Source organism: Methylobacterium sp. 13MFTsu3.1M2 (assembly GCF_900112625.1).
GTDB lineage: Bacteria > Pseudomonadota > Alphaproteobacteria > Rhizobiales > Beijerinckiaceae > Methylobacterium.
In genome coordinates this window covers 1-8,250 of sequence record NZ_FOMM01000057.1, presented here as the reverse complement: position 1 = coordinate 8,250, position 8,250 = coordinate 1, and the positions used below count along the sequence as shown (strand labels likewise).

At 72.2% G+C, this 8,250-nt stretch carries 5 protein-coding genes and 1 rRNA gene; 4 read left to right on the top strand and 2 right to left on the bottom strand.

Annotation, left to right across the window (positions count from 1 at the left end):
• Nucleotides 1-424: 424 nt before the first annotated feature.
• Nucleotides 425-2,068 (bottom strand): FAD-dependent oxidoreductase, encoded by a 1,644-nt coding sequence (locus BM314_RS29630; RefSeq protein WP_091982118.1) that lies wholly within the window; start codon nucleotides 2,066-2,068, stop codon nucleotides 425-427.
• Nucleotides 2,069-2,290: 222 nt separating this feature from the next.
• On the opposite strand from BM314_RS29630, the gene BM314_RS29625 reads away from it, so the two are divergent.
• Genes BM314_RS29625 through gluQRS form a run of 3 tightly spaced genes read left to right on the top strand, consistent with a single transcriptional unit; the run spans nucleotide 2,291 to nucleotide 5,527 of the window.
• Entirely contained in the window at nucleotides 2,291-4,321 is a 2,031-nt protein-coding gene (locus tag BM314_RS29625) for an ATP-binding protein (RefSeq protein WP_020095078.1), read from the top strand.
• A gap of 44 nt (nucleotides 4,322-4,365) precedes the next feature.
• Nucleotides 4,366-4,647 carry a hypothetical protein gene (locus tag BM314_RS29620; RefSeq protein ID WP_020095079.1) on the top strand — a complete coding sequence of 94 codons (282 nt, stop codon included), beginning with the start codon at nucleotides 4,366-4,368 and terminating at the stop codon, nucleotides 4,645-4,647.
• A 16-nt stretch (nucleotides 4,648-4,663) separates the two neighbouring features.
• Nucleotides 4,664-5,527, top strand: a complete 864-nt coding sequence (gluQRS, locus tag BM314_RS29615; RefSeq protein ID WP_091982114.1) for a tRNA glutamyl-Q(34) synthetase GluQRS — start codon at nucleotides 4,664-4,666, stop codon at nucleotides 5,525-5,527.
• Nucleotides 5,528-5,543: 16 nt separating this feature from the next.
• On the opposite strand, the gene BM314_RS29610 is transcribed toward gluQRS, so the two are convergent.
• Complete coding sequence (locus BM314_RS29610) at nucleotides 5,544-7,568, bottom strand: M23 family metallopeptidase (protein ID WP_091927400.1); 2,025 nt, start codon at nucleotides 7,566-7,568, stop codon at nucleotides 5,544-5,546.
• A gap of 602 nt (nucleotides 7,569-8,170) precedes the next feature.
• On the opposite strand from BM314_RS29610, the gene BM314_RS29605 reads away from it, so the two are divergent.
• Nucleotides 8,171-8,250, top strand: a 16S ribosomal RNA gene (locus BM314_RS29605); the annotation flags it as partial.

The window sequence follows — 8,250 nt, the reverse complement described above, 5'->3', positions numbered from 1 at the left end:
GACCCGCCTCTGGGCCGACCCTGAGCGACCTGCGGACCCGCCCACTACGAGGCGGGGGACGGCTGGAAGGCCACGGCGCCGATGCGGGTTCCGGAGGTGCGGGCACGGCGTGCGAGTACGGCGTGCCTGCACCTCGACAGAGACCGCTAACGGGGAGTCGCAGGACCGGGACGTCGGAGACGCCGCGACGAGACAGACGGCACCGGCCGGGGACCATGCCCGGCCGATGCCGCGGGGCGCCGCGGGGATCGGATCCCGCGCGTACTTGGCCGACACCTGGGTTCCCGCGGCGTCCCGCGTCCCTCGTGCTCGCCTCCCGGGCCATGCCCCCGGCGCCAGTCGGCGCGCGGGGACGATCACGCGTGTCCGGTGCCGGCACCTCGGGACGAGCAGGGGAGAGCGATGGTTCGCGCCCCGCCGGTCCTCAGGCCGGCAGCGGCTCGCGCGGCTCGGTGTGGTCGAAGAGCCGGGGCGGCGCGATCGCGTCCCGGGCGCCCATCCGGGCGACGAGATGGTCGGCGACCCGCAGGGCGTTGGCGATGATGGTCAGCGTCGGGTTCACGGCGCCGATCGACGGGAAGAAGCTGGCGTCGGTCACGTAGAGGTTGTCCAGCTCGTGCGCCTTGCAGTTGGTGTCGAGCACCGACGTCCTCGGATCCGCGCCGAACCGCAGGGTCCCCGCCTGGTGGGCCGTCCCGCCGATCGGGACGTTCTTGCCCAGGTAGAGCGAGCGGTCGAACAGGTGCGGGTGGATGTCGGTGAAGCTGCAGATCTCGCGCAGCTTGTGCCGGAGCCGCTTGTGCGCCTCGACGTTCGTCTCGGTGAGGTCGAGATGGACCCTGCCGTCCTTGTAGAAGATGCGGTTCTGCGGCAGCGGCACGTCCTCGGAGGTCAGCCAGAAGTCGACGGAGTGCTTGGCGATCCAGTCGAACGGCTTGTCGGGGAACCATTGCAGGAAGCCCGGCAGGCCCTCGCCGTGGATCTGGGCGCCGTCCGACTTGCCGACCATCTGGATGTGGCCGAGAGGGAAGTCCCAGCCGTCCTTCGGGTCCGGATCGCCGAAGTAGAAGTCGTTGAGGCCGAGCGTCTTCTGGAACCGGGTCGGGTTCGGGACCTTCGAGATCGCCAGCACCGTCGAGTTGTTGTGGCGCATGTAGTTGCGCCCGACCTGATCCGACCCGTTGGCGAGGCCGTTCGGGTGGCGGTCGCTGGCCGAGCGCAGCAGCAGCAGCGCCGAGGAGAGGGCGCCGCAGGCCACCACCACGATGTCGGCCGAGGCCTCGAACGGCGCGCCGTCGCGGTTCCCGACGACGCCCGTGACGGTGCGGCCGGAGGCGTCGGTGACGAGGCGCTCGACGTAGGTGCGGGTGAGCAGCGTCAGGTTCGGGCAGTCGCGCAGGGCGGGGTCGACCACCATGGTCTGCGCGTCGGACTTGCCGTTGGTGGGGCAGGGGAAGCCGTCGAACGACTCGCACTTGATGCAGGGCGAGGTCGGCACCGCGCGGCCGTCCTTCTCCACCAGCCGCACGCCCACCGGCAGGTGGAACGGGTGGTGGCCCGCCCGTTTCAGGTTGTCGAACAGCTCCTGGATCCGCGGCTCGTGCGCCACCGGCGGATGGGCGTAGGGCTTGGTCGACCAGGGCTCGGTCGGGTCCTCGCCGCGCAGGCCGTGAACGTGGAACAGCTCCTCGGCCGCCTGGTAGTACGGCTCGAAGACGTCGTACCCGACCGGCCAGGCCGGCGCGACGCCGTCCTGGTGGCGGATCTCGGCGAAGTCCCTCTCGCGGAGGCGGAAGAGGATCGAGCCGTAGAACTTCGAGTTTCCGCCGACGTAGTAGTGCAGGCCGGGGTGGAAGCTCTTGCCGTCGGAGGAGTACCACGTCTCCTTGGCCTGGTAGTAGCCGTCGACGATCACCGCCTGACTGTCCCAGTTCCGCGGCTCGCGCAGCAGGTAGTCGCCGCGCTCGATCAGCAGGATGCGCTTGCCGGTCTGGGCGAGGCGCCACGCCATCGTGCCGCCGCCGGGACCGGACCCGACAATGATGACGTCGTAGTGCTCACCGGGCATGTACCGTCTCCGTCCGGACCTGCGTCCTGGCAGGCAACTCGCGAGCCGCTTCTCGGATCACCGCACGGTACCGTTGATCCCGCGCCGCGTCGCGGACTCCGCCGCGGATTCCGCCGCGGACTCCGCGAAGTCCGCAACCGGCGGTTAAGGGCCTTTCCCAACGCCGCCTTCAGCTTCGGCTGCGATCCTGCGGCGGACCGGCCCGATGCCGGGGAGGCCGGAATGATCGACACGCTGGCGCCTGTCCTGGCGCTCCTGACCGCGGCCGCACTGGCCTTCGGCCTCTGGCGCCGGCTCGGAACGCGGCGCGCCGAGCGCGAGGCCGAGCGGCTGCAGGACCGCCTCTGGCGGATCAGCGAGAGCGAGGACCGCTACCGCGCCCTGGTGGCCGCCACCACCGAGATCATCGTCCAGCGGGATGCCCGCGGGCGCATCACCTACGCCAACGAGGATTTCGCCCGCCTCCTCGGCCGCGAGCCGATCGCGCTGATCGGCTCCCAGGACGATCTCGAGATCCTCGACCGGAACGCCGTGGAGATCGGGCCGGACGGGGTCCGCCGCCTGGAGGCGCAGGTCCGGACGGCGGACGGGCGGGCGCGCTGGTTCGCCTTCGTGGAGATGCCGGTGGCGCACGGCGACGCGACGCACTGGCTGCGCGCGGGCCGGGACGTGACCGCGCGGGTCGAGGCGATCCGCAGCCGCGACGCGGCCCTGGAGCGCGCCGAGGCGGCGAGCGTCGCCAAATCCCGCTTCCTGGCGACCGTGAGCCACGAGATGCGGACGCCGCTCAACGGCATCCTGGGCATGGCCGACCTCGTGCTCGGGACCGCGTTGAACCCCGAGCAGCGCACCTACGTGGAGGCGGTGCGCACCAGCGGCCAGGCGCTGCTCGGCCTGATCGACGGGGTCCTCGACTTCTCGCGGATCGAGGCCGGGCGCCTCGACCTCGCGGCCGAGCCTTTCGACCTGCCGGCCCTCTCCGAGGGGGTCGTCGAGCTGCTGGCGCCCCGCGCCCAGGACAAGGGCATCGAGATCGCCCTCGACGTGGCCGAGGACTTCCCGGCCGCGATCCTGGGCGACGCCGACCGGGTGCGGCAGATCCTGATCAACCTCGCCGGCAACGCCATCAAGTTCACCGAGCGCGGCGGCGTCGGCGTCAGCCTGAGCTTCGCGCGGGCCGGGACCGGCGGCGAGGTCGTGCTCGCCGTGGCGGATACCGGCCCGGGGATCCCGGAGGAGCGGCTGCCGATCCTGTTCGAGGAGTTCGAGCAGGGCGACGGCAGCGCGAGCCGCAGCCACGAGGGCACGGGGCTGGGCCTCGCCATCACGCGGCGGCTCGTGACCCGCATGGGCGGGCGGATCGAGGCGGATTCGCGCCTCGGCCGGGGCTCGACCTTCCGGGTCCTACTGCCGCTCGCCGAGGTCGCGGCGGCCGAGGATGGCGGGCGCGCGCCGCTGCCGACGCTCGCCCCGCGGCGCTGCCTGATCGTCGCCGACTCGCCGTTCCAGGCCCCGTACCTCGCCCGCAGCCTGTCCCGGGCCGGGGCCGCCACCGTGATCGTCGACAGCCTGGAATCGGGCCTCGACGCCCTGTCGGGCGCGGCCTTCGACGCGGTGCTGGCCGACCGGGCACTGGGCGACGCGGCGGTGCGCCAGATCGCCGACGCGGCCCGCGCCTGCGGGGTCCGCACCAGCCTCGTGCTCCTCTCGCCGTTCGACCGGCGCGGCTTCGGGTCCCCCGGCGCGGCGGGCTTCGACGGCTACCTGATCAAGCCGGTCCGGCCGCGCTCCCTGTTCGAGCGCCTGCTCGCGTCGACGGGCCCGATCGAGGCCGCGGCCGCGCCGGCGGCGGAGCCGGCGCGCGTCGGCTCCAGCCTGCGGATCCTGCTGGCCGAGGACAACCCGATCAACGCCCTGCTGGCGACCCGGGCCCTGGAGCGCCTCGGCGCCACGGTGATCCACGCCGTCGACGGCCTCGAGGCCCTCGCGCGGCTGGAGACGGACGGCCCCTTCGACCTCGCGCTGATCGACGTGCGGATGCCCCGCCTCGACGGGCACGAGACCGCCCGGCGGATCCGCACCGCCGAAGCGTGCGGCGCGGACCGCCTCCACCTCGTCGCGCTGACCGCGAATGCCGGCCGGGAGGACGAGGTCGCCGCCCGGGCGGCCGGCTTCGACGGGTTCCTGGCCAAGCCGCTGAATCTGAAGCTGCTCCCGCCGCTGCTGGAGCGCCGATCCGCGCGGGCCGCCTGAGCGCGCGTTGACAGGCGGGCGGGTCCCGCGCCAACAGGAGGCCCATGTCGACCGTCAGCCCTCCGTCGCCCGCACCGCGCTCGTCGAGCGGCGCGCTTGCCGCCTGGGGCATCGCGGTCCTCGTGATCGCCACCGTGCTCATCGGCGCCCTGGCGCCGGCGCGGCACGCGTCGCCGGCTGTGTCGGCGGCCGACGATCCGGCCTGCCTCGAGTGGACCGACGGCTGCAAGGTCTGCCGCCGCTTGGCGGAGGGACCGGCCTGCTCGCTGCCCGGGATCGCCTGCCAGCCCGGCGCGCCGCAGTGCCTGCACCGCCGGGACGGGTGATCTGCCGGACCGGTCCGTGACCGCCGCGGCGCCGGTGTTGCGCTTCGCGCCGAGCCCGAACGGGCGGCTGCACCTCGGCCACGCCTACTCGGCGCTGCTCAACGCGGACCTCGCCGCCCGGATGGGGGGCGTCTGCCGCCTGCGGATCGAGGACATCGATCCCGCGCGCTCGAAGCCGGACTTCGTCGACGGGATCGTCACCGACCTCGCCTGGCTCGGGCTGACCTATCCCGAACCGGTGCGGCGCCAGTCCCGGCACATGGCGGCCTACCGGACCGCCCTCGACGGGCTGATCGCGAGCGGGCTCGCCTATCCGTGCTTCTGCTCACGCGGCCAGATCCGGGCGCGCGTCGCTTCCGGCGGCGACGGCCCCCGCGATCCGGACGGCGTGCCGCTCTATCCCGGCACCTGCCGCCACTTGGACCGGGCGGCGGCCGCGGACCGGATCGCCCGCGGCGACCCGCATACCTGGCGGCTCGACATGACGGCCGCCCTGCGCCGCGCCGGCCCGACCCACGGCTACGTCGCCTTCGACACGGCCGGCGCGCACCGGGTCGCGGCGGATCCGGCACGCTGGGGGGACGCGGTGATCGCCCGGCGCGACGTGCCGACGAGCTACCACCTCGCCGTGGTCCACGACGACGCGGCGGAGGGGATCACCCACGTGGTGCGGGGCCGCGACCTCGAGGCGGCCACCGACCTGCACGTGCTCCTGCAGGCCCTGCTCGGCCTGCCGGTCCCGCGCTACCGCCACCACGCGCTGCTGCTCGATACCGGGGGCGAGAAGCTGGCCAAGTCGCGCGGCTCGCGATCCCTCGCCGATCTCCGGCAGGCCGGCGCGACGCCCGAGGCTGTCCGCGCCCGGCTCGGCTTCGCCTGAACGGCAGCGCGCTCTCTCAGCGGACCGCCGCGTCGCGCTGGGCGAGGGCGGTCGCGCTCTTCGACTTCTGCATGGTGGCGTCGATCTGCTCGCGCTGGCGCTTGAAGTCGGCGAGCAGGCGCCCGTCGAGTTCCCGGCCGCGGGGGACGCGGATCTTCATCGGGTCGACGAAGTGGCCGTTGATGATCACCTCGTAGTGGAGGTGAGCGCCGGTCGACAGGCCGGTCGAGCCGACATAGCCGACGATCTGGCCCTGCCGGACCTTGACGCCCTCGCGGATACCGCGGCCGAACCGCGACATGTGGTTGTAGGTCGTCACGTAGCCGTTGACGTGCTGCAGCTCGACCCGGTTGCCGTAGCCCGAGGTCATCTCCGCGCGGATCACCACGCCGTTGCCGGCCGCCATGATCGGCGTGCCGATCGGGTTCGACCAATCGACGCCCGTATGCAGCTTGGCGTAGCCCAGCACCGGGTGGCGGCGGTAACCGAAGCCGGAGCGCATGATCCCGTCCGCGATGGGCTTGCGCAACAGGAACTTCTTCAGCGACCGGCCCTGCTCGTCGAGGTAGTCGATCGTACCGTCGTCCGGCGACTGGAAGCGGTAGACCTTGCGGGTCTCTCCGCCGAGCGTCAGCGCCGCGTAGAGCAGGTCCGGACGATCGGCGCTGGCCTCGTCGTCGGTGCTGTAGAAGACGTCGAGCCCGTCACCGCTGCCGATGCGGCGCTGGAAGTCGAGGTCGTAGCTGAAGACGCGGACGATATCCTCGACCGTGGCTCGCGGCAGGTCGTGGCGCGCGGCCGTCTCGTAGAGGCTCTGGTACAGGCGCGGCCCGGAGCCGGAATCCTCGTCCTCGTCCTCGCCGGCCTCCGCCTGAGGCTGTCCCTTGGGGGAGGGGGCCTCCTCGGCGGGGGGCGCCACCGACACGAAGGCGCCGCGGTCGTTCAGGGCCGCGATGCCCTCGATGCCGTTCTCGCCGTACAGCACCACGCGCGTCACCTGGCGGGGATCGCCGGGACGGGGCCCGGGGGCGACCTGGACGCGCATCGGCTGCCCCTCGTTGAGGGCAGCGGTGCGGGTCTTGCCCCCGAGCGCGGCGACGATGCCGCGAACGGCATCGTCGCTCGCGAGGCCGGTGGCCTTGAGCGTGGTCTCCAGTGTCTCGCCGCGCTTCAGCGCGAGATCGCGCTCCTCCACGAGCGGCGCCTCGTTGGCCTTCAGCTCAACCTTCGCGACCTTCGTGACGTTCTCCGGGACGACCAGCACCTCGATGGACTTGAACGGGTTCGCGTCCTTCGGCACCGCGCCGTCGCCGTCGCCGGCCGCGCCCTGCTGGAGCGTCCGCGACAGCATGATCTGCGGGGCGATCGGGATGGCGGCGCGGCGCCCTGCCTCGGCGGCGATGCGGCGCTCCTCCTCGACCTGCGCGGTGACGTCGTCGTCGCTGAGGGCGGGCGCGTTGGCGTCGACGGCAGCGTCGGCGAGTTCGCGCTTGACCACGGTGACCTCGGCGCTGGGGGCGTCGGCGGACGCATCGGGCGCGCGCTCCAGTGGCTCGTCGGAGACGAACTTCATGGGGTCGAAGCGGGGCGGCTCGGCGGCGTAGACGCCCGTCGTCATCGACAGGGGCGTCGTCAGCCGCACGAAGGCCTTGGCCTTGATGATCTCGCGGTCGCCGAGGCGGACCGTGACCGGCGCCTTGAAGCTCTGCTTGGCCGAGGCGATCATGAGGTTGCGCACCAGCCGGTCGCCCTTGCGGGCGATGTTGGCACCGCTCTCGCTCGGCTGGGGGCGGGGCATGATCGCCGCCTTCTCGGGAATGGCCGCGAAGGAGACGTCGCCCTGGAGGGACACGTGGAGCGCCGCAGCGATCAGACCGGCGCCGGTCAGGCCGGTGAGGCTGCTGGCGCAGAGCCAGCGGAGGTTGACGGCGCGTCGGTCGATCTGCGTCGCGGTCGCGCCGAGATGGTCGAGAGGCTCGTGCACCCCGCGTGCCGGGGGGAGGGCGGCCACGTCGCCGATCTTGAGTCGCTCGCGCTTCACTCGAAGGCCCTGAGAAGACGATGGCGAACGGGTGTTCCCGCGGGATCCGCGGCGCTGAGGCCGGGCTCGACCATACCGGAGGCGACATCCGCGCCCGGCAATCTCATCTCACGACCCAGCGTGTCGAGATTGAGGCGTGCTGCTCCCGAGCGCCAGCCCCGGCGCGGGAAAGACCGCGATCATCCAACGCCAGGCTTACGGGTGGTTCGCCGCGCCGGCCGGCAAAAAGGGTGTTGACGGCCCGGATTGGCGGCTCTATACCCCGGCTCATCGGCGCCGGCCGCGGAAGTGGACCGGGCGCTGAGCCATCTTCTGACAAGCGGCGGGATTGGCCGGCGGGATTGCCGGGCGGTCTTCTGTTTGCCTCTGATGAGCCTCGGGCGACTGAGGCGCTCTTTGACAAGTTGGAATGAGGAAGGGAGACGCGGGCGGCGTTTGTCCTTGCGGCTAGGTCGAGAGACCTGGCGTGAGTAGACTTGTGCCGATCTGTTGTTCTTCTTTCTGAGCTCACCGACGGGTGTTCTGGCGCTGTGAAGCGTCTGGCACTTGGTCGATGTGAGGCTCCGTCTGAGAATACACGTGATCGGCCAGATCAATCTCTTCAACGTGAGAGTTTGATCCTGGCTCAGAGCGAACGCTGGCGGCAGGCTTAACACATGCAAGTCGAGCGGGCCCTTCGGGG

Bases quoted from the DNA above. Each gene is read 5' to 3' on its own strand.
- BM314_RS29630 (WP_091982118.1), bottom strand. From the start codon at position 2,068: ATGCCCGGTGAGCACTACGACGTCATCATTGTCGGGTCCGGTCCCGGC.
- BM314_RS29625 (WP_020095078.1), top strand. From the start codon at position 2,291: ATGATCGACACGCTGGCGCCTGTCCTGGCGCTCCTGACCGCGGCCGCA.
- BM314_RS29620 (WP_020095079.1), top strand. From the start codon at position 4,366: ATGTCGACCGTCAGCCCTCCGTCGCCCGCACCGCGCTCGTCGAGCGGC.